The organism is Paenibacillus glacialis (genome assembly GCF_001637205.1).
Lineage (GTDB): Bacteria > Bacillota > Bacilli > Paenibacillales > Paenibacillaceae > Paenibacillus_AQ > Paenibacillus_AQ glacialis.
In genome coordinates, this window is record NZ_LVJH01000022.1 from 171,738 (window position 1) to 192,776 (window position 21,039).

18 protein-coding genes, 1 rRNA gene and 2 pseudogenes are annotated in these 21,039 nt (G+C 38.0%); 12 read left to right on the top strand and 9 right to left on the bottom strand.

Annotated elements, in window-relative coordinates; translation table 11 throughout:
• Positions 1-132 precede the first annotated feature (132 nt).
• Positions 133-297: a hypothetical protein gene (locus PGLA_RS28570; protein ID WP_211269542.1), complete on the bottom strand. Its 165-nt coding sequence runs from the start codon at positions 295-297 to the stop codon at positions 133-135.
• A gap of 407 nt (positions 298-704) precedes the next feature.
• On the opposite strand from PGLA_RS28570, the gene PGLA_RS13470 reads away from it, so the two are divergent.
• The 3 genes from PGLA_RS13470 (at position 705) to PGLA_RS13485 (ending at position 3,374) form a co-directional block, all read left to right on the top strand.
• Positions 705-1,538, top strand: a complete 834-nt coding sequence (locus tag PGLA_RS13470; protein WP_068533507.1) for a hypothetical protein — start codon at positions 705-707, stop codon at positions 1,536-1,538.
• Between the two features lie 643 nt (positions 1,539-2,181).
• Positions 2,182-3,027: a hypothetical protein gene (locus PGLA_RS13480; protein WP_068533509.1), complete on the top strand. Its 846-nt coding sequence runs from the start codon at positions 2,182-2,184 to the stop codon at positions 3,025-3,027.
• Between the two features lie 80 nt (positions 3,028-3,107).
• Positions 3,108-3,374, top strand: a complete 267-nt coding sequence (locus PGLA_RS13485; protein WP_068533511.1) for a hypothetical protein — start codon at positions 3,108-3,110, stop codon at positions 3,372-3,374.
• Between the two features lie 95 nt (positions 3,375-3,469).
• On the opposite strand, the gene PGLA_RS28000 is transcribed toward PGLA_RS13485, so the two are convergent.
• The gene (locus PGLA_RS28000) at positions 3,470-3,625 is read right to left on the bottom strand and encodes a hypothetical protein (protein WP_161487898.1); all 156 of its coding nucleotides are present in this window, start codon (positions 3,623-3,625) and stop codon (positions 3,470-3,472) included.
• Between the two features lie 855 nt (positions 3,626-4,480).
• Between PGLA_RS28000 and PGLA_RS13490 the strand changes: the two genes are divergently transcribed.
• Together PGLA_RS13490 and PGLA_RS28575 are read left to right on the top strand one after the other, a co-directional pair.
• Complete coding sequence (locus PGLA_RS13490; protein ID WP_068533514.1) at positions 4,481-5,668, top strand: hypothetical protein; 1,188 nt, start codon at positions 4,481-4,483, stop codon at positions 5,666-5,668.
• A gap of 480 nt (positions 5,669-6,148) precedes the next feature.
• Positions 6,149-6,337, top strand: coding sequence for a hypothetical protein (locus tag PGLA_RS28575; protein ID WP_211269543.1), 189 nt, complete (start codon positions 6,149-6,151; stop codon positions 6,335-6,337).
• 30 nt (positions 6,338-6,367) lie between these two features.
• Here the strand turns inward: PGLA_RS28575 and PGLA_RS29740 are convergent.
• Positions 6,368-6,457: pseudogene (locus PGLA_RS29740) on the bottom strand (IS3 family transposase); the annotation flags it as partial.
• Positions 6,458-6,956: 499 nt separating this feature from the next.
• Here PGLA_RS29740 and PGLA_RS29410 point away from each other — a divergent pair.
• From PGLA_RS29410 to PGLA_RS13510, 4 genes and pseudogenes are all read left to right on the top strand, one after another.
• The gene (locus PGLA_RS29410) at positions 6,957-7,109 is read left to right on the top strand and encodes an ATP-binding protein (RefSeq protein ID WP_084411060.1); all 153 of its coding nucleotides are present in this window, start codon (positions 6,957-6,959) and stop codon (positions 7,107-7,109) included.
• 130 nt (positions 7,110-7,239) lie between these two features.
• Positions 7,240-8,019 carry an alpha/beta fold hydrolase gene (locus PGLA_RS13500; protein WP_068533518.1) on the top strand — a complete coding sequence of 260 codons (780 nt, stop codon included), beginning with the start codon at positions 7,240-7,242 and terminating at the stop codon, positions 8,017-8,019.
• Between the two features lie 273 nt (positions 8,020-8,292).
• Complete coding sequence (locus PGLA_RS13505; RefSeq protein WP_068533520.1) at positions 8,293-11,529, top strand: DEAD/DEAH box helicase; 3,237 nt, start codon at positions 8,293-8,295, stop codon at positions 11,527-11,529.
• Positions 11,530-11,863: 334 nt separating this feature from the next.
• Positions 11,864-14,113, top strand: a pseudogene (locus PGLA_RS13510) (alpha-amylase family glycosyl hydrolase); the annotation flags it as partial.
• Positions 14,114-14,249: 136 nt separating this feature from the next.
• Here the strand turns inward: PGLA_RS13510 and PGLA_RS13515 are convergent.
• From PGLA_RS13515 to PGLA_RS13525, 3 genes are read right to left on the bottom strand one after another with little or no spacing between them, the layout of a single operon-like run.
• The gene (locus PGLA_RS13515; protein ID WP_068533522.1) at positions 14,250-14,555 is read right to left on the bottom strand and encodes an MGMT family protein; all 306 of its coding nucleotides are present in this window, start codon (positions 14,553-14,555) and stop codon (positions 14,250-14,252) included.
• A 53-nt stretch (positions 14,556-14,608) separates the two neighbouring features.
• On the bottom strand, positions 14,609-15,010 hold the full coding sequence (locus PGLA_RS13520) for a DUF4825 domain-containing protein (RefSeq protein WP_281197306.1): 402 nt from the start codon (positions 15,008-15,010) through the stop codon (positions 14,609-14,611).
• Positions 15,011-15,058: 48 nt separating this feature from the next.
• The gene (locus tag PGLA_RS13525) at positions 15,059-15,403 is read right to left on the bottom strand and encodes a PadR family transcriptional regulator (RefSeq protein WP_068533526.1); all 345 of its coding nucleotides are present in this window, start codon (positions 15,401-15,403) and stop codon (positions 15,059-15,061) included.
• A 277-nt stretch (positions 15,404-15,680) separates the two neighbouring features.
• On the opposite strand from PGLA_RS13525, the gene PGLA_RS13530 reads away from it, so the two are divergent.
• A complete protein-coding gene (locus PGLA_RS13530; protein WP_245699871.1) occupies positions 15,681-17,255 on the top strand; it encodes an ATP-binding protein in 1,575 nt (524 codons plus the stop codon).
• Between the two features lie 415 nt (positions 17,256-17,670).
• A complete protein-coding gene (gene rnhA / locus PGLA_RS13535; protein WP_068533568.1) occupies positions 17,671-18,327 on the top strand; it encodes a ribonuclease H in 657 nt (218 codons plus the stop codon).
• A 102-nt stretch (positions 18,328-18,429) separates the two neighbouring features.
• Here the strand turns inward: rnhA and PGLA_RS13540 are convergent, their stop codons facing one another.
• The 3 genes from PGLA_RS13540 to PGLA_RS13550 all read right to left on the bottom strand — a co-directional run bounded on the left by PGLA_RS13540 (position 18,430) and on the right by PGLA_RS13550 (position 20,242).
• Positions 18,430-18,657 (bottom strand): YoaP domain-containing protein, encoded by a 228-nt coding sequence (locus PGLA_RS13540; RefSeq protein WP_068533530.1) that lies wholly within the window; start codon positions 18,655-18,657, stop codon positions 18,430-18,432.
• Between the two features lie 99 nt (positions 18,658-18,756).
• Positions 18,757-19,131 carry a hypothetical protein gene (locus tag PGLA_RS13545; RefSeq protein WP_068533533.1) on the bottom strand — a complete coding sequence of 125 codons (375 nt, stop codon included), beginning with the start codon at positions 19,129-19,131 and terminating at the stop codon, positions 18,757-18,759.
• Between the two features lie 235 nt (positions 19,132-19,366).
• Positions 19,367-20,242, bottom strand: coding sequence for a cation diffusion facilitator family transporter (locus PGLA_RS13550; protein WP_068533535.1), 876 nt, complete (start codon positions 20,240-20,242; stop codon positions 19,367-19,369).
• A gap of 678 nt (positions 20,243-20,920) precedes the next feature.
• Here PGLA_RS13550 and PGLA_RS13555 point away from each other — a divergent pair.
• Positions 20,921-21,039 (top strand): 16S ribosomal RNA (locus PGLA_RS13555); the annotation flags it as partial.

The following is a 21,039-nucleotide window of genomic DNA, read 5'->3' on the forward strand; positions in this document are numbered from 1 at the left end:
TCAGTGTTGTACGTGAGCTATTGAAATATTCACCAACTAATACAAGACCACTAAGGCTTTAGCCAAAGTGGTCTTAAAAGATAAATTCGGGTGATGGAATTCTTTAACTCAACTGTCGTATGTAAAGTACAGCTATCCTTCCGGATCGATTGTCCTCGTAACTGCGAAAATACCGTGATTATTTCTTGTTTCCTTAGCCTTTAACATAACTTCATAATCTGTTCCGCACCACCAGAAAGAAATATTACCAAGGAGCAATTGCCCATTAATATTATTCAAAGCGTCTGTATATGACAAATATTCATACCACGAGTTATAGCTTATAACTTCCGTTATAGGTCTCTCTCTGAAGTAGAAATAAAAAATAAGGGTTCTTCATTAAGCTACCGATTTTCTATATCCGATAGAGAATTGATTAGTTGAAGTTTATTCAGAAACTCCTTTTTGTGTCCACTACTTTATACTACCCCCATACATATGCATTCGGTTGCTTCCTCGCATAGTTTTAAAACTAACTAACATATCTTCAGATTCAATAATATTTTCATCTTTCATAGAATAGATAGAGATTTTTATACTTACCATTCCCCCTAAATACCCACTATAAATTTCTTGATACTCCAATATTTAATCATATTAAGATGTACAGGATTTACCAAATGTGGTAGGGTTGACCTATACCACATTTGAGAGGATGATAATAAATGAATACAATGTCGCTAGTTACCCAAAAAATCAAAAAGACAATGCTATTGGTTCCTTTGCTAGTAATGTCCGCATTTCCTGGAATCGTAGGCGCAGAAGGGCTTTCTACTGAGGAAATAGCAAAACAATCCGTAAGCAATTATTTAGAAGCTGCTCAATCTGGAAATGCTTCTGAAGCCGTAAAATGGGTGATAGATACGAGATTTAATAGCACGGAAGAACAATTACAACAATATAAGGAATCTGTAAATCCTTTCTCTGATGTAAGTCTCAAAAGTATTACTCCGGCAACAAACAATACCTTTTTAGCTTTAGTTGAATTAACTAGAAAAGATGATGGGGAAATTAATGAGGTCTCATACCCAGTCATTGAACAGGGAGACAGTTGGAAGGTAGTAATAGATGGTCAAGAAACGATGAGTAAAAAAGTTGATAAATTAATTAAATCAAAAATGAGTGAATCAAAAATGAGTGAATCTCATATTTCGCCTCTAGCTGATCATTTGGGAAGCTTTCAAGATTATATTGGTCCAGGTAAAAAAACATATAGTAATAATTTTAATATGACTGCGGACAGAGTAGGCATTACTATATGGCAAGAGAAAACGAATTATACAAAAAAAGTCGTCGTACGTTACAATATCGTGAATAGAAACACTTTCGGTGATGAAACATTGGGACAGAAAATTATTGATGAGTACGTACCGGGTGATGGCAGTGCATTATATGATACTGTATACACAGGCAGGACTTATAATAATGTAAGTCTAAAAGCTATAAACGAGGAATTGGTAGATTGGATACAGGTAAGAGGGCATATATACGGAAATTAAAATAGAATGAAAAATCTGGAGGATGTAAAAAACATTTCTCCAGATTTTTTTACTTACCAATTTATGGGAGGGGCCGTAAATGATATTATTAAAAGAAAGCTCTAAAATAGAATTGCTCCGAGATCAGTATGAACAATTATGGTCTGAACTTTTAATTAGTGATGAAGAAAAAACGTAGAAAATCCTAAAAAAATTAAAATATGAATTGCTTCCCTTTCGTAAAAAAATATTACACCTCATTTAAAACTCATCTTACATGGATTATTCCCTTTTGTGTGATTGCATTGAAGTAGAAATAAAAAAATAAGGGTTCTTCATTAAGCTACCGATTTTCTATATCCGATAGAGAATTGATTAGTTGAAGTTTATTCAGAAACTCCTTTTTGTGTCCACTACTTTATACTACCTCCATACATATGCATTCGGTTGCTTCCTCGCATAGTTTTAAAACTAACTAACATATCTTCAGATTCAATAATATTTTCATCTTTCATAGAATAGATAGAGATTTTTATACTTACCATTCCCCCTAAATACCCACTATAAATTTCTTGATACTCCAATATTTAATCATATTAAGATGTACAGGATTTACCAAATGTGGTAGGGTTGACCTATACCACATTTGAGAGGATGATAATAAATGAATACAATGTTGCTAGTTACCCAAAAAATCAAAAAGACAATGCTATTGGTTCCTTTGCTAGTAATGTCCGCATTTCCTGGAATCGTAGGCGCAGAAGGGCTTTCTACTGAGGAATTAGCAAAACAATCTGTAAGCAATTATTTAGAAGCTGCTCAATCTGGAAATGCTTCTGAAGCCGTAAAATGGGTGATCGATACGAGATTTAATAGTACGGAAGAACAATTACAACAATATAAGGAATCTGTAAATAGTAATCCTTTCTCGGATGTAAGTCTCAAAAGTATTACTCCAGCAACAAACAATACCTTTTTAGCTTTAGTTGAATTAACTAGAAAAGATGATGGGGAAATTAATGAGGTCTCATACCCAGTCATTGAACAGGGAGACAGTTGGAAGGTAGTAATAGATGGTCAAGAAACGATGAGTAAAAAAGTTGAAAAATTAATTAAATCAAAAATGAGTGAATCAAAAATGAGTGAATCTCATATTTCGCCTCTAGCTGTTGAATTGGCAAGCTATGGACCAGATTACTTTGGAGCAGGTGAAAAAACATATAGTAATCAATTTAATATGACTTCGAACAGAGTAGGCATTACTGGATGGCAACAAATATTAGGTACTATAAATAAATCCGACGCAAGTTACAGTATCGTGACTAAAAACACTTTCAGTGATGATACACATGGAAGGACTTTTGTTAATGCTTTCACATATTGGGATGGCAGTGCATTTTATGATACGGTAACCACAGATCAGCGGAGAAATAATGTATATCTAAAAGTTATAAACGAGATGTTTAGTAAGACTCATATACAGGTAAGAGGTCATGTATACGGAAATTAAAATAGAATGAAAAATCTGGAGGATGTGAAAAACATTTCTCCAGATTTTTTTCACTTACTAATTTATGGGAGGCGCCGTAAATGATATTATTAAAAGATAGCTCTAAAAAAGAATTGCTCCGAGATCAGTATGAACAATTATGGTCTGAACTTTTAATTAGTGATGAAGAAAAAGCGGAGAAAATCCTAAAAAAATTAAAATATGAATTGCTTCCCTCTCGCAAAAAAAAATTACTGAAAAATACACTGATACCAACTCATCTTGCATGGATTATTCCCTCTTGTGTGATTGCATTCTTTGGGTTAGCCTATGTGCTCTTTATAAGATTATCATTATGGTTAGAATAGTAACCTAGAGGATCTTTTAGTTTCATGCTGATCTACAGCAAAGCTTTAATCTCACTTTCTAAGTTGCTAATGCAGTTTTTCATCGAATGACTTAATTAACATCTTGTTTCCTGAAATCTTGAATACTCAGCGATTACTTCATGAGCTGAATAGGTGTAGCCCCTATCTTCAAGAAAATAATCTATCTTCAAAGCAGAATCGACTTCTAATTCGAATTTCCGTTCCTTCTCTCGTTTTTCAAATGCAGTCATACAAGCAGACTCAATCTCTTTAAAATTCCCTGATTCTCTATCAATAACATCATATAGTATACTCTGCTTCGTCTGGATCCCGATCCATCTTCCCCATGATGACTGCTACCATGCTCCTGGAATCATAAAACACTTGTGGCAAGACAACGAAGTTGAATACTTTTACTAAATATATAAAAAGGTTGCTATCCCCTTATAATTTTGGGTATAGCAACCTCTTTTTGTAACTTTGATCGAGTCGCTACTCCGTTTTATTTCCTAACCTGCCTTTTACGTCTTCTATATAGAGAAGACGACGAGTTGATCACACAAAACAATCCCATACAATAATTAAACCACTTAAGCTTTATCCAACCCACCGTCTAAACTGATAATGGTTCGAGGAAAGTTATAATCGGATCGCCTACATAATGATCCTTCCACTTCCTAATCCAATCATATTCGTGAATCTAGTTTTCTTTTTTGTTACTTCAATCGTTTGAGGAGCGATTTTAATTTATACCTGTTATCTTAGCCCTTGTGCTTGTTACCATAGATTCCTGTAGCATATATATCATAAATTTTTATTTATTAAATATAATTGTTTTTTTCAAATAATTTACAACTATTTATCAAATTAATACGTTATAGATACTATACAAGCAAAACCCTTCATAATTCAAAGATGGAAAAAAATGCATTATTCACGAAAGGAGGTAGGCTACAATATTTTTCGTTTAATTACTGAACCTCAAGCTAAAGTAGTAAAAACAACACTTCAAAATATCTATACACATTTTTATTTAGGAGGTTGATAGTTTAATATTTATATTTGATTTTCCTCAAAAATTTGAAGATAAGGGAGTGTATCCAAAAATGTTTAACGGTCTGAAAAAATTATTTACAATAACCTTTTCTATGTCATTACTTCTTTCACTAGCTAACCCTACCATAAATGCGGCAGCACATAATAACGATCAATTATTTTTCTCCACACAAGAAGAAATAAAAGATCAAAAATTGCTAAGTAATAACTCCAACGTTAGAGTAACCAAATTTAATTCTACCCTACCAGATATAAATGATTACTCTTCTTTTGCTTATGATGTAAAGGATGTCGAAGCCGATCAACAACTGAAATTTTTTCTACAAGAAGCATTGGAAAAAGGAAAGAAAGTTTATTTATATGGTGGAGTCACCCCTAGCCAATATGAGGAACTTTTACACCAATCAATCAAAATTAAAATTTCCGACGGAATAGCAGAAGAAAAAACTGTAACTATTAATGATTTAAAAGAAGCAGATGGTAAATCTATAAAACAAGAATTCTCAGATAGTGACTCTGTTCAAGATGTTATTGGATATACAACTCAGGAGACCCCTTTAAATGCCTTGTTACTTAAATATAGTAATAGAGATGATACCGGAGCTAAAATTCCCAACACATCTTCAATTATTCTAGATCAAATCCTCAAACATGAAGTTCAAGCTAGAAATAGCACTATTTCACCTAGAGGTAGTACTGTAGTGAAAAGTAGTACAGGCGATATAAGAGTAGTTTTCGGTCTATACGGTATTGATAAAGCTGAGATGGTATCCCAATGGATGCTCTATAAGGGAACTGATTCAGATAGTGTTTATGACTATTTCACATTAAAAGACTTGGTCCAACTAAAAAAAATAGACTCCTCTTTTAAAGGGAAAAACTTAATTGTTTCACATACTTTAGCTTATTCTTCAGATGAGTTATATGACGCACAACCTAAAAGTACTTCTTCAGGACCTTACACAGTCACCTTTGAATATCCATTTTCAATAGGTTGGTCATTCACTATTCCAAATAATCCAAACATCACTTTGGATGAAAATTGGAACGTAGACAAAGCTTCGTGGGCAATTGATGGAAGTGATATAACTGCTGAAAATAAATATCAACTCGGAACAAGTTGGAAATCAACAGGGACAATCGCGGGTATTAACGTGTATCACTTTGCTGAATTAAAGTCTGGGATTAATGTATGGATTGATGATAGTCAACAGTTCAGCATAAGCTATGACTATTGATGAGAAATTATTTCAAATTAATAATATCCCTCTCACTAGTGATTTTATTATTACTTCTCTTTCTTATTTATTTGGAACTTAATGAAGCAAATAGGTTGCAGAACATTGTTATTGATATATTATCTAACTCATAGACCTTTAAATTTGGTGATTACATCGATAGTTCAACAACTCATGGAAAGACATATGTACAAAATCATATAAAATTTGATAGTGTTGAAGAATTTGAAAAATTTGTAAAGGAACTTAATACAGTACAAACCATTCCTAATCAACAAATTCAGGTACCCAAAAAAGAAAATGGAATTTCCCCATTCGCTTCAGATACTCATACAATTAACTGGTATGCTCCATTTAGCGGATGGGGTTTGACTGGTTTTGTGCTGGAAAAACATATCTTTTTCATATGACTATACTTATCCTTCTGGAGGCAAACCTAAATTCACAAGCGTATCTGACATAACGTCCTACTATTCTGGTATGCAGGTTGCAATAAGTTGGAATCAAACAGCTAAGACTTATAATAAAACTACAACAGCTACCACTGATGATACTGTAGTTTTTAATATTACAGGTTACACTTTGCTTGGGTTTGAAATTGTAGGAGTCCCATTTGGTGCAAAAATCAACGGTAGCTGGCAAGGTGCATCATTGCAATTAACTCCTTAATAAGTCCAATAATCTTACTAAATACCCCGTTTAATCTACTAAGAGATGACCCCTAAATTCGTTAGGGGTCATCTTATTTAATGTCCACTGCAAACGAATGGTGTTGTAGAACATGATGTAATTATCGGACTTTTCTAGAGACTAGGGTTTCAATGACTAAGGACGTAGACCTGAAGGTTACCCCTGGGAACAATAAAAGACCACGGGCTGAACGTGATGGAAATGCGCTCTCCAAGATAAAACTCTCCTGTAGCTTTAGAACTTTAAACTTTTCGACTGCTCAATATTAGTTTGATTCCAAACCTAATCAAAACAGCGCCAGTTATCCTGCCCTCACTTCTTCATAGATTCTATTAAAAAATATATATAAATGCGTTAGATTTCATAGTTTAGCCTAGTCTATAAATATAGAAGACTTTACAGAAGAACCTTTAAGGGGGAATGCTCCTCCTTTGAGAACAAGACAATGGACATTTTTTTAGAGCAAAATTATATCATGGAGGTTGATTATTTTGAAAAAGATTTTAAGGTGATTTCATCTAACACTCTCTTCGGCTGCTAAACGTTTCTGTGTTAACCATGGTATTTCATCTGTTAATTCGGAACCCATGTATATGCGTTGCTCTCATCAGAACAATATGATGGGACTGGACTCGGCCTTTCGATCTGCAAGCAATTAGTTGAATTGATGAATGGACGTATTTGGCTTGAAGAATCGACCGATAAAGGTTCAACCTTTAACTTTGAACTCACATTGGGCTCTAACCCATAATGAGTGTTTACAAAAAATGATCGTGCTTACCGTTTAGAATGATCTAACAATTGGGCGTAGGTATTCACCTATATTTGCTTAAGTGAATATCATATGACTAATAAGAGGATCGCTAAACGGAGGAATCAGAATGGGTTATTTTGTAAATGTAGAGCCAGGTGTGAAATATTATGTTGAAGATGTAAATCCGAAGGGTAAGAAGACAATATTATTTATACATGGTTGGCCTTTAAGCCATAAGCAGTTCGAGTATCAGTTCAATGTTCTTCCTGCGATGGGATATCGATGCATTGGGATTGACTGGAGAGGGTTTGGGAAGTCGGATAAACCTTTTGATGGTTACAATTATGACCGATTGGCGGATGATATTCGGGCTGTCGTTGCTGCACTTCAATTAGATAACTTCACAATAGCGGCTCACTCGACTGGTGGAGCAATCGCCATTCATTATATGGCTCGATATCAAGGGTGCGGCGTATCTAAACTTGTCCTAATCGATGCTGCATCACCTACGGGGTTTACGGCAGATACAGCCAATCAGTTTTTAGCACTAACGTATAATGATCGACCTAACATGCTTCAAAAAGTAACGGATATGTTTTTCTTTCAATATGTAACTAGCCGATTCTCCGATTGGTTCTTTCAAATGGGGTTAGAAGCTGCGAGTTGGTCGACCGCAGCCATTATAGTAATGCTCAGAGATGAGAATGTGAATAATGACCTTGATAAAATACATGTACCGACTTTAATTATTCATGGGATTCATGACAAAGTGATTCCATTTGCAAGTGCTCAAGTGTTGAATTCGAAAATACGAAATTCACAACTTGTCCCATTTCAATACAGCGGTCATGGTGCCTTCTGGGAAGAACGCGAGAAGTTCAACCAGTTGTTAATGCAATTTATATAGCTAGACTAGTTCACTCTCGTAAGGCACAAAAAATCAGTGATAATGCACGCATCGGGGGACCACAAGCCCCATCAGGAACTAAACCCGGTTCTCCTTTTGAGGGCCGGGTTTTTGTTGAGAAGTATTTTTATACTAACTTACCTGTTATTACTATCTGTAGAGACTTGCTTAGAACCTTGGCAATGCAGTAACAAGGTCCTAGGCAGAAGAGTATGCGGATATCTGTTATCATAGGAAATAGTACAATGCCCTTTCATTAGGAGGAACAAGGTAATGGATGTTCAGTTGACCCCAAGCAGCATTAAATTGTGGTGCGGAAAGAACTCCTATGATAAAGGAGAGTCCTACTACCAAACGGGAAAAGTAACTTTTACATATACAGATTCGGATACTGGATTCTATACAGCAATAGTCAAAGGGAAAAGCACCGAGCAGGTTACGATTAGGACTGATTCCGCAGGTGAAGTGCTTGCAGAGTGTACGTGCCCCACATTATCTTCGTATGACCTATATTGCCAACATATCGCAGCGGTGCTCCTAAATATTTATGAAATACAACAGCGCAATGAGAGGGAAGACGAGCTCACAGACGCATCAGGAGATGAGACACAACTGACCAACTTTATGTTGGAGTTGTTTGCCGAGAAGACGATTCGTACAAGCCGTAAGCGTAAATACTTCGATTCAAGAACACCGCTTGAGGTGGAGTTCACATGTAAACCTATTTATAACGGATATCGAAAGAACATCTTCGGTATTGAGATGAAAATTGGGCCTGCACGGCTGTATGTTGTGAAGAACGTAAGAGAACTACTTGATGTCATCGAACGAGAGGAGACGTATGTATTCTCTAATCTTTTCACGTATGATCCGGAAATCCATTGCTTCTCTAAAGAAAATGATGCGGTTATTCGCCAGCTCATTCATATCAGTAACAGTGATGAGATATACCAAGAACCTACCATTATGGATCCGAATCAGAGGAACCGGACATTATTGATTCCTTCCATCTATTGGGATGATCTACTACTTCTTCTATTGAAGGCTCCATCGGTTAAGTTAGCACAAGATGACTTTGTTAAAGATGGTATTTCATTATCTGATGAGATGATCCCGATTCAATTCGAGTTCGATCACACGCAGGGAAAAGGATATTATTTGGATATTCAAGGGTTAGATGATATTACCATTATGGAATCTTACGGAGTTGTCTTATTTGGGGGCGAGCTTGCGAAGTTACCCGCCGAAGAAATCAAAAGGCTTGCAGAGTTGAAACACATGCTTGTGACATCCCACAAACAGCACATTCGGATTGCGCAGGAGCAGCTTGATATTTTTATGGAAAAGGTAATACCAGGTTTGATGAAAATTGGGAGTGTCCACATCGCAAAAGCGGTATCTGAACGTATGGTCCAGACACCTTTAAAGGCTAAATTATATTTGGACCGTGTAAGGGATCGATTGTTAGCTGGACTGGAGTTTCACTACGGAGGAGTCATTATTAATCCTCTGAATGAAGAGAATAACCAGCAGCGAGGGGATGACCGCATTCTTATGCGGGATGGCGATCTGGAAATGAAGATTCTTGATCTTATGGAGAAAAGTACATTCGCGAAGTCAGAAACAGGCTATTTTCTAGCTGATGAAGATGCAGAGTATGATTTCTTGTACAAGATCGTTCCTCAACTGCAAAAGCTGGTGGAAGTATTTGCGACGTCTGCAGTTAAAGCGAGAATTCACCCTGGCCCTACCACTCCGAAGATAACGGTAGATATGGATTCTAGACATGATTGGCTAGAATTCAAGTTCGATATCGATGGTATTCCCGAACAAGAAATCCGTCATCTGCTGAAGTCTCTTGATGAGAAAAGTAAATATCACCGACTACCGAATGGCGCTTTTGTACCCCTAGAAGGTGAGAAGTTTCAGGAGATGATACGTTTTATGAACGAAGCGGGTATCGGTACAGGCAAAATGACAGGACCAGACATCCGCCTACCGGTCATTTATGGGCTTAAGTTATTGGACTACCAAGACATAGGGAAGACCGTTCAGTTGGGTAAATCATTTCGCCGACTTCTCGAGAACATGCGTAATCCAGATCTGATGGACTACCCTTTACCAGAAAGTCTTGCTTCGGTACTCCGAGATTATCAGCAATACGGTTATCAATGGATGAAGACACTTGCGAACTATCGATTTGGTGGCATATTGGCAGACGACATGGGACTTGGAAAAACACTACAAAGCATTGCCTTCATCGTCTCTGTATTGCCTGAGATTAGAAGTGAGAAGCTGCCCGCTTTAATCGTTGCGCCTGCATCTCTTGTATACAATTGGCAAAATGAGCTGAAGAAGTTCGCACCCGAAGTGATTCTGAGGATCGTTGACGGCACGCAAGAAGAACGTAGCCGAATGGTGAAGAACGTGTCGGGAGTGGATGTCCTGATTACATCGTATCCGTTGATACGTAGAGATTTTGAATACTATGCCAAGTCAATGTTCCATACGCTGATTTTAGATGAAGCACAGACCTTTAAGAACCATACGACACAGACTGCACAGACGGTGAGAAGAATTCAAGCGCGACATCGATTTGCACTTACAGGAACGCCCGTGGAGAATTCGGTTGATGAGCTATGGTCTATCTTCGACGTGGTATTCCCAGAGTTATTCACGAGCAGGAAGGTATTCGCGAACCTTTCCCGAGATAACGTGGCAAAGCGAATTCGTCCGTTCTTATTGCGACGTCTTAAGAGTGATGTGTTGAAAGAGCTACCAGACAAGATCGAGTCTATACAGGTATCTGAATTGTTAGAAGAGCAGAAGAAGTTCTATGTGGCCTATTTGGCAGAACTGAAGCATGAAACAGTGAAACATTTGAAGGAGAAGAGCTTCCAGAAGAATCGAATCAAGATACTAGCTGGTTTGACGAGACTTCGGCAGCTGTGCTGCCATCCTGCGCTGTTCGTCCCAGAGTATACTGGAAGTTCAGCTAAATTCGAGCAGCTATTGGAGATCATTGAAGAATGTCGGAGTGCGGGCAAGCGGATGTTGGTATTCTCGCAATTCACCGAGATGCTCGGCTTGATCAGGCGGGAAATGGGTCGACAAGGCGTACCTTATTTCTACTTGGATGGACAAACACCAGCGCGAGAGCGAGTTGATCTGTGTAATCGATTTAACGAAGGAGAGCATGACTTGTTCCTGATCTCCTTAAAGGCGGGAGGTACTGGATTGAACCTCACTGGAGCAGACACGGTTATTCTCTATGATCTATGGTGGAACCCCGCAGTAGAGGAACAGGCAGCTGATCGTGCTCACCGCATCGGACAAAAGAAAGTCGTACAAGTGATTCGTCTCGTCACACAAGGAACAGTGGAAGAAAAGATGTATGAACTACAATTGAAGAAGAAAAACTTGATCGATGAAGTAATTCAGCCGGGTCAACAGGAACTGTCTGTTCTGACAGAACAGGAGATTCGGGAAATTCTGATGATTGAGGAGTAGTTGATTGATGGAATGATTGATTGCTAGAAGGCATCTTGGGAGATGCCTTTTTTTATTACTATGAAAGTATAAGTTTCACTTGATACCCTACTTCTTATATTTCCTAGGAGACGGATACTCATTCTTAAGGGACACTGTAACCGTTTCTTCTTATATTTTAAAGATAAATCGCTGACGATTTTCAGAGGAATGTGGTATTTTAATTGTAGTGGTTATTTTCTTAGTGCAAACGTTTGTCCTAAGGATAAGAAATGCATGAAGTATATCTTTCTCATAAAATGAGGATGCTTTCTAGTTAGATACTAATGGATCGTTGGAATGGAGTGGCAAGACTATGAAAAGCGAGTTTCAAAAGCCAAGTGACAATGAAGAAATAGTCAAGATGGACAGTGTGGGTATAGAAGCTAACCCGACGGATGACGTTATGACAAAAATTAAATCTAATACGGATTCTGTAAAGGTTAGCTCCAAGAAGGTGTCCGTAGCCAGTGAAAGTTCTACAAGTTGGGAGATACTTGATGAATTGTACCCTTATGAGGGAGATGACCTCGGAGTAACGTATAGAAAAGATAGGGTAACGTTTAAAATTTGGGCTCCGGTTGCAAGCGAGGTCATAGCGCATTTTTATGACAAAGGAAATGCTTCAGAACTTATCGGAAGTGTGAACTTAACACTCGGAGGTCAAGGTGTATGGTCTGCAGAGGTAGCACCAGTGGATCTAGACGTTATGGATTTACGTGGCTATTTCTATCAATATGCAGTAACCAATAACGGTGAGGCTAAACAGGTCCTCGACCCCTATGCGAAATCAATGGCAATATGCAGAATAGACACAACAGGGAAGCCAGGTCCTGATGGAGATGTTGTAGGTAAAGGGGCTATCGTTGATTTGAGTGATACGAATCCTGACCAGTTCGATTTTGCGAATATTGAGGGGTACAAGACACGATGTGATGCGATTATCTGGGAAGTACATATCAGAGATTTTACAGCGGACCCTTCCATTGAAGATAATCTGAATGCAAGATGGGGTTCTTTCAATGCCTTTAAGGATAAGCTTGATTATATAAAGTCGCTTGGTGTGACTCATGTTCAGTTACTTCCTGTGATGGCTTGGTATTTCGGGGATGAGGCAGCGATGGGGAATAGAGAACTAGAATATTCGGCAATAGATAATGAATACAACTGGGGATACGATCCACACCATTATTTCTCTCCCGATGGTGCGTATTCTGAGGACCCTACTGATCCTGAAGTTAGAGTTAAAGAGTTGAAGGGATTAATCCATGCCATTCATGAAGCCGGAATGGGTGTCATCCTAGATGTGATATACACACATATGGCTCTGGCTGACTTTCTAAATGATATCGTTCCGAACTATTATGCATGGCAGGACGCAGAGGGTAAATTTATTGGGGGCTTTGGAAACAATCTTGCGACCAATCGGAAGATGGCCAAGAAACTGATGGTTGATTCTGTGAAGTATTGGTTTGATGAATACAAAATTGATGGCATGCGCTTCGATATGATGGGTGATGCAACCTATGAGGCTATGCAAGAAGCATATGATGCAGCAGCAGAGATTAACGTTAACGCGTTGTTCCTTGGTGAAGGCTGGAGAACTTTTCAGGGAGACTTGTCAGATCCAACGCTTGTAGGTAAAGGTGCAACCCAAGACTGGATGGATAAAACAGATGATGTTGGTGTATTCTCTGATGAGATTAGAAATGAATTGAAATCTGGGTATGGTCTTGAAGGTGAACCAAGATTTCTGACAGGTGGGCCTAGGGATATTTCTGTTATTTTTAATAACATTAAGGCTCAGCCATCTAATATACCAACGGATAGTCCAGCCGACATTGTGCAATATATTGAGGCCCATGACAACCTTACGTTGTATGATGTGATTGCACAATCGACTAAGAAAGATCCAAGTATTTCGGATAATGACGTAGAAATACATAGACGCATAAGACTTGGAAATACGTTGATCTTAACTTCGCAAGGAACGGTCTTACTTCATGCCGGGCAAGAATATGGTCGCACGAAGGAATGGAAAGCAAGTGGTATACCTGAACACAAATATAATGCTTTTGAGGATGAAAAAGGTCAGATATTCGGATATTTCGTCCATGATTCATACGACTCATCGGATGCAATCAATATGTTTGATTGGGCGAAAGCAACGGATGCAGTTCAGTATCCTGTAAACTATGCAACGAGGGAGTATACAGCAGGGCTAGTGGCGCTAAGGAAGTCTACGAATGCGTTTAGATTGGGTAATCAGGCATTAATTAATGCTAACGTTACACTTATCGAGGCACCTGAAATGAAAGCATGCGATCTTGTTATCGGATATAAGAGTAAGGCAACGGACGGAACGGGGAACTATTACGTATTTGTGAATGCAGACAGCAAAGCGAGAACGCTGACACTGCAAGAAGATTTGACGACGGGGAGAGTTCTTGCGGATCAGGATGAAGCAGGAATAGTAGAGGTATCTAAGAGAGCAGGTTTTGAACTTACAGCCCATTCAATTACCATAGATCCTTTAACCGCAGTCGTTATTAATACGATGGATTGATCGGACTTGGCTTGATAATCCATTGTACTATATACACTGAACTAAAGTTTACGCTCACAAGTTCAAGCATTTCTAAAGAAATTCATGAATATGAGGGTCCGTCTTTAGTTCAATCTATATAGGGCGCTACATAGACCTATCCATCATGACGATAAATGGATAGGTCTATTCGTCCGTCTTCATTAAGAGTAATACCCTCTTCCTCAAGTAATATCTTTTGAAGAAAACGTGATTCATCTTCCGTAATAGCTATTTCCCCTTTGACGTTGATGACTCTGTGCCAGGGGAGATCATATTTATCGCTCATCGTGTGTAGAATTCGGACAACTTGTCTGGCTCCACGCGGACTTCCAGCAGATGCGGCTATCTGACCGTATGTCATCACCTTGCCTACGGGAATCGCACGTATGATAGTAATGACTTGCTCCGTAAATGGCTGCATTAGGTTTCTCCTATCATTTCAATTAGGGGTGATCTGTTCTTGAGTGAATCCTATTAATCCTTAAGGAAAATCGCCTCCATACAACGGGATACATAACCGTTATCTGTAAGTTTGCTTTGAACGAGCTCATGCCAAGTATCTTCATCGGTTAGCGTAGATAGGTCCACACCATACCACGTTGCAACATCGCTACGCTTAACTTTATAAGAGATTCCTTCGAAGTTGAAGTGAATGGCATCAAGGTTAGCGATTAAAGAAAATGCGGCAGTAGCATTGTATATTAATGAGGTCTCAAGGTGTTTGTGATCCAGAGCTGAGATACTACTCTTGTAATTGACTTCTAGAGTATAAACATCAGGAAACAGCTGAAATGGTTTCTCTATCTTTAAAGGTAATGAAGCAATAAGGTTCGTTATATTACCGGAATCCCCCATATACTTACTCCTATATTTCAATACCGATGTTATGTCATGTGTTAGAGGATTAAGCTGATCCTTAGCATATTATTCCGCCTCCTTTTCTATAAGTTGGTCAATTATGACTTTGGCAATCTTCCAAGCTGTAACATTATCTTCATAAGTTTCAGTGCCTAAAGGAGTTAGCGTGTAGTATTTTCTTCGGCCACCTTGACTTTCGTCTCCCCAATATGAAGTTATGAGTTTCTGTGTTTCAAGTCTTTTTAAGCTGCTGTAAAGGGAGGGCTCTTTCAATTCATAGTTGCCCTGACTGTATTTGGAGATTGCTTTTATAATTTCGTATCCGTAGTTATCGCTCTCACTGAGTACACGTAGAATGATGGTGTCTATATGTCCACGGATTAATTCGGGGCTAATATTGTCATTGCTCAAATTTACTCACCTCTGGAATACAATGTAACGCATATTACTATGTATGTCAATGTACTTAAGGTGTTGAATCACCAACTAATGAATTAAAATGGGCTAAATCGACCCTTTAATTACATTTTTTTACACTCTTAAATAAAAAAGATTATTATTAATGTAACAATATGTATCTATTGACTAAGATTTAAATAGTGAAAGTAGGACTAGCAAGTTAGAATAAAGGTAAAGCTTACATATGAATCTCGAAATTAAGTAATAGTAAAGAATGAAGGTTGATATAATGAAGGTTGAAATAATAAAGGAATCTAAACAACAGTGTATAGAACAAGGTATCCAATCAGACATACAACCTGTATTTAACAAATGTTTCTCTGATGAGGAGTTAAAGATAGAATTATGTAAGTATAGCGAAGTATTGGAGGTTTTTAATTACTTTGTGGATAAATTCCTTTCCTCTACATCAGGGAACCCGTATCTCATCGCAATTTCGAATCATGAGGGATACATTCTTTCGTTTAGAGGGGATTCTACGATTATAGAATTGGCTAGCAAGTTAGGTATTAAAGAGGGAGTACAATATAATGAAGATATAGGAACGAACGCCATTGCGTTAAGTCTTCGCTATGGTCAGCCCATCGAGGTGATAGGGGAAGATCATTATCACGATGTGATGAAGGGTATGGCTTGTTGTACTGCGCCTATCTATGGTGAGGGAGGTAATCGAATAGTAGGAACGTTATCATTAATGACAATGATCGATTATGCCCATCCCAATTTGCTTGCTCTAATAAGTACGTTGGCCGACTCGGTCGAACGTGAGATTGTATTACGTAGGCAGAATACCGAACATCATATTTTGAATCAGGTATTGTTGGCAACGAACTATTATGGTGTAGTTGTAACAGATGCTTTTGGACGTATCGTCGAATTAAATGAAAATATCCTTAGGATGCTTCATTGGGATAATCACGATAAAGAAAAATATCTCCATAGCTCTGTATTTGATGTAAGTCTTATAGGAGATTTCTTTCAAGATGTCATCGATCAGGGCGAGGCAAGTGTTGGGGTAGAGTTAGCTCTGCAAGTTAGAGGGTCTATTCGGTATTATATGTTGGATGTTGTTCCTATTTACGATCAACAAATTCTAATTCGTATCGTCGGAACCTTACGTAATATTACCGAGATGAAAAAAACAGAAGAACTATTACGAAGTACAGAAAAGTTAGTTTATGCAGGTGAAGTGGCTGTAAGTATTGCCCACGAGATTAGAAATCCCCTAACAACGGTTAAGGGCATGATTCAATTATCAGGTAAAGATTCAAAACTACTTCATTATGACCTTATTATGTCTGAATTAGAGAGAATGAATTTAATAATAAGCGATTTTATGATTTTGGGTAAACCGAAAGTGGTTCAGTTCTCAGATGAGTATAGTAGTACGATTCTAAAAGAAGTGCTGAGTATCTTCCAAATTCATGCCGATATGAATGACATTTCAATCATAAGTGAGACTATTCAAGATGTACAAGTTAAGTGTGACCGTAATCAGATGAAGCAAGTAATCTTAAACATACTTAGAAATGCAATGGAAGCGTTACCTTCAGGGGGAGAAATTCATATCTCATTAGACATTGAAGGCTCCTTCCAACGGATAAAGTTTACTGATAATGGAGAAGGTATGCCCCCTGAAGTATTGCGTAGAATGGGTGAACCTTTTCACACGACCAAAAGTGACGGAAATGGTCTAGGAATGATGATTGTGAATAATATTATTGCCTCACATGGTGGACGCGTGGATATTACAAGTGAGGTAGGTAAAGGGACATCCGTTGCTATTTTTCTGCCGATGAAGTAGATCTAGTTGTAAAAAAGATAGGATGAAAACAATGGAGCAACGGCTACCAAGGTCGGATGCTCTTTTTTTAGTTTTGAAGAAAATCTATATATGTTACTTGAAGGCCCACAAAAGACGATCATTTTGGAACAGTAGCCAAAATTAGATTTACTGATTTGGAGGAGGAACATGAGTGAGATACATGACGTGCTTTCAGAAGAGTATTGATGCCTATCATGGAATATGTAAGAAGAAGGCGTCGTGTGTGAAGGAATCAACAAAATGTATATGAAGTGAAATGACGCTAAGGATATACATCGAAGATCCATAAAATATCTAGAGATGGTTACACTTAAGGAAGGTCTATCTATCACTTAGAGCGGTAGCCGTTTATAATTAGGTAGGTTGGAATGGATTGAGGAAAGGACGATTAGTCGTGGCAAAACAAAAATATTATGTCGTATGGGTTGGAAATACTCCTGGAATCTACATGAACTGGCCTGAATGCCAATCACAAGTAGCACAATTTAAAGATGCCAAATATAAGTCATATGAATCGAAGTCAGAAGCGGAGCAAGCCTATCGAGATGGCTGGAAACAGCATTGGGGGCAGAAGAAGTCAGAAGGTAACGCTCAGCCTAAGAAAAGTCGGACAAGTAAATCTACATCCGAGAAGTCGATAGAAGAGATTGACTATAACAGCATTTCAGTTGATGTGGGAACTAGGGGAAATCCAGGTCCTATTGAGTATCGAGGTGTTAATACGCAGACGGGAGAAGTTATATTCTCTCAAGGACCCATTCTCAAAGGTACGAATAATCTTGGGGAGTTCTTAGCTATCGTACATTCCTTAGCGTATTTGAAAAAAGAGGGAAGCACAAAGACGGTATATAGCGACTCTAGAACCGCTTTGAAATGGGTGAGAGAGAAGCAAGTTGCGACAACTTTAGAACGTGACGAATCGACCAAGGAAGTATGGGGTCTAGTGGATCGAGCTTTACATTGGCTTCAAACGAATCATTACGATAATCAGGTACGCAAGTGGGAGACGAAAGAATGGGGAGAGATTAAAGCGGATTATGGTAGAAAGTAAATAAGATTTATTGGGTGACAGAAGTGAAGTAGTAGTTAATGTGATACATGGATTTAGGATAAGCCAGCGGATAACCGCTGGCTTATTTGGCGTTTGGATATATTATGTTGCTTCTTGAAGGAGTTTCAAAAACTCTCGTTTCGAAACTGGATGGTACGTGAGAAGCTTACCATTGTATATTGCATTAAAAGTGCTGTAAGCTGAGGGTGCGCTTTGAGCGTCCTTGCAGTTATTTACTTCAATGACATTTACATCAATCCCTAACTCTTTGTAAGTTTCAGAAATGATCTGAACAGCTTTGTCAGCATTTACATCGATAATTTCAATCATTTCATCACCACCACTATTTATTCTTTGATTAATAGTAATATTTTGAAAAGGGAAGACGTTACGCTATGTGGGCAGTGGTTTTTATTGTACACGTTTATATTATAAACCGTACACACTTTGTGTAATGAGATCTCTGACTTCTGATTTCTGTTCTTCATATTGTTGCAGTGTAAGGCTACCGCTAGCATATCGCTGATCGATGTGTGATGTTAATTCAGAGACTTGTAAGTTAATTACCTTTTGAACATCGACATCATTATCTTTTGCAAGATCAGCTAGTGTACTTCCATCATATAATGCATTATATAATTCTTCATTAGAAGAAAGTTTAAGAACATGAAGTAAGTCTTTTTTGACTGGAACAGTTGTATTAAGGTCTAGCGTAAGGGGGCTTGCACTTACATGGCTATTCCAAGAAACTCCACTGGCGGTGATAGCAATTACCATGCTACCGACAATAATGATTTTCTTCATAAGAACCTCTTTTCTAAATATGTAATTCTGAAATGGCTATTCTTTCTGTAGAGTGGCCATTTAGTTTTCTTCTTATATCATCGTGTTATCGTTATTATAAAGGTCCTACCTTAGGGTCAGCTTAAATTTGGTTTAAGATGCGCTAAAAAAAACCTCTCTAGATGTAACTATAGTTAGTTAACCATCTAGTGGAGGCTTTAAATGTTAAGATTCTATTAAAGGGATTCGTAATATTTCAATCTGATGTTTCCATAGGTTCAATATGTACATGAACATGTGAAATTTTGTGCTCAACTAGCATACGTTCTTCGATTGCTTCTGATATATCATGACTTTCTACCACATTTAAGTAACCATCTACGTGTATAGTCACATCAACCAACACATTATTTCCGAGTACTCGAGCTTTAATATCTTTTATAGACTCTACACCTGGGGTGGCTGCGACTGTCTTTTTTATTTTATCAAGCTCCTGTTCATCAAATCCATCGGTTAAGGCGTGAGAAGCATCTTTGAAAATATCCCATGCTGTTTTACAGATAATCAATCCCACGAGGGTAGCGGCTAATGGATCTAACCAAGGTAATCCGAACTGAGAACCGACGATTCCAATGAAAGCGCCTATGCTGACAATGGCATCTGAGCGGTTATCTTGAGCTGCTGCTGTGATGGCGTGACTATTAATTCTTTTAGCAAGACGAATATTATAGCGATATACAAACATCATAACGACAGCACAGAACAATGCTGTCCATGCTGCAATCATACTGGGAGTACCTATAGTTGGTTCGAAAAATTTCTGCACCGCTTGATATAATACCTGTGCTCCAACAGCAATCATAATGAAGGATGCTACTAATGCAGCGACTGTCTCAGCACGGAAATGTCCATACTTATGGTCATGATCGGGTGGTCTTCGAGAAATCTTTAGACCAATCAGAACGGCGAATGAAGCAATAATATCAGTTGTATTGTTTAAACCGTCGGCAAGCAATGCTTCCGATCCAGCGGCGAAACCAATAAATAGTTTAAGAGCAGAGAGACATACATAGGCAATGATACTGACCCAGGCACCTTTTTCTCCCTCTCTAATTTCGTTGTAAGCATCCAAATTAGCGTGACCTCCGAATTTTGTGGTCTACTGATCATACTGGAAACGATATGTGTGGGTCTAGAGAAACAGTCTTGCCCTAGTGCTCAAAAATAGTACATCAACAACTTATTTAGTTTAGGAAAAGTCTACTATAATGAAGTAATATTATATTAGGGCGATTTCACTGGGGGAAAGAACAAGGTTAAGTGAAATCTATACTAATGAGGAGTTACGAATATTATGGAGTTTATTATGAATCGCTAAACATTAGTACGGTGAATAGAAATAAGCGAGTCAATAGTGAATCATAAGTAAGATAAGTATTTGTCAATTATTACAACTTGATAAGGTAGTGCTAGACATGATATATTCTTATTCCGGCCAGTAAATAACACATTTATTGAATCGGCAAGCCAATATCGAATGAAACTTAAATCGAAAAAAAAGCTTGCACAAACGAACCGGACATGATAAGATATAGAAGTTGTCGCCGAGAACAACTGGTGCTAACAAAACGAAATCATTGGTCTTTGAAAACTGAACAACGAGTGAGTAGATTTCACGAAAGTGAAATCAAAACAAATGAGAAATCATTTGATAGAGAAAGAAATTTCTCGTCAGTTTGTTTTAAATGAGCATATCGCTCTTTTCATAGATCGTTCCAAATCGCTGCAAAGCTGATTTGAAACGATCTACTATATGGAGAGTTTGATCCTGGCTCAGGACGAACGCTGGCGGCATGCCTAATACATGCAAGTCGAGCGGAGTCATTTTGGAAGCTTGCTTCCAAAATGACTTAGCGGCGGACGGGTGAG